Source organism: Palleronia caenipelagi, assembly GCF_007004065.1.
In the GTDB taxonomy this organism is placed as follows: Bacteria; Pseudomonadota; Alphaproteobacteria; order Rhodobacterales; family Rhodobacteraceae; genus Palleronia; species Palleronia caenipelagi.
Map to the genome: position 1 here is coordinate 1 of NZ_VFSV01000140.1, position 1,016 is coordinate 1,016.

Annotated in this window: 1 protein-coding gene and 1 pseudogene; one reads left to right on the plus strand and one right to left on the minus strand. The window is 57.1% G+C overall.

Annotation, left to right across the window (positions count from 1 at the left end; all coding sequences use genetic code 11):
- Window positions 1-52: 52 nt before the first annotated feature.
- A pseudogene (locus FEV53_RS20300) lies at window positions 53-715 on the minus strand (integrase core domain-containing protein); the annotation flags it as partial.
- 66 nt (window positions 716-781) lie between these two features.
- On the opposite strand from FEV53_RS20300, the gene FEV53_RS20305 reads away from it, so the two are divergent.
- The coding region (locus FEV53_RS20305; RefSeq protein WP_142836022.1) for a transposase at window positions 782-1,016 on the plus strand (235 nt) is incomplete at its 3' end.

Below are 1,016 nucleotides of genomic sequence, written 5' to 3' on the forward strand. Positions count from 1 at the left end.
CCTGCATCTGTCTTTTCCTTACCTCTGCTTGTCATGCAGGCCCAAAGCCCTGCTATCCGTTCAGGTCATGAGAAAAGACGGGGGCGATCACACTACCGCACGGCCCAGAACGGCCGACCCATTCCCGATCCGTCCCCCGCCGCTTCCCGGCATGTTTGGGGAGCCGGGAAGCGGCTCCCTTATCGCAAAGGAGCCGAGGGAAGTCATAAGACAAGCCTAATGCGCTGTGTGGTCGTTTCGTGTTGTAGTGTTTCCTCCATTGTTCGATCAGGATCTGCGCCTCGCGCAGGCTGTAGAAGATTTCGCCATTCAGGAACTCATCGCGGAAACGGGCATTGAAGCTCCCCACATATCCGTTCTCCCAAGGCGATCCAGGTTCGATGTAAGCCGTTTTCGCGCCGACAGCTTTGATCCAGTTCTGTACGGCCTCAGCAACGAACTCCCGGCCATCGTCCGTCCGGCAGTGCACGAAGTCATATGACCAAACATGATTTGGATGCTCAGGTCGCAATCGGACACACGATCCATCATTCAGCCAGAGCCGTCCCTTCTTTGGTTGCTTCATTGGGACTTTCAGCCCCTCTCGTCGCCACAGCCTTTCGACGCGCTTGTCGTTCACATGCCAGCCAGCATCTCTGAGCAGTGCTGCAATCCGACGATAGCCATACCGTCCATATTGCCGGGTTAGCTCGATCATATCCGCCACCAAGCGCTCTTAGAGGTGGTCGCGGGATTTCGGACCGGGTGCTAATCTGTAGTGTCTGAGGAAGAACGCACAGAAATGACGAAACGGAAACGCTATTCGGCAGAGTTCAAGGCGAAGGTGGCTTTGGAAGCCATCCGCGAGGAGCTGACGACGGCCGAGCTGGCCAAGAAGTATGACATCCACCCTACCATGATCAGCGGCTGGAAACGGACCGCGATTGAGAACATGGCACAGGCCTTCACCGGCCAGGCGACCGCGGAGCTGACGATATCGGCGGCAGAGGTCGGAAAGCTGCACGCCAAAATCGGGC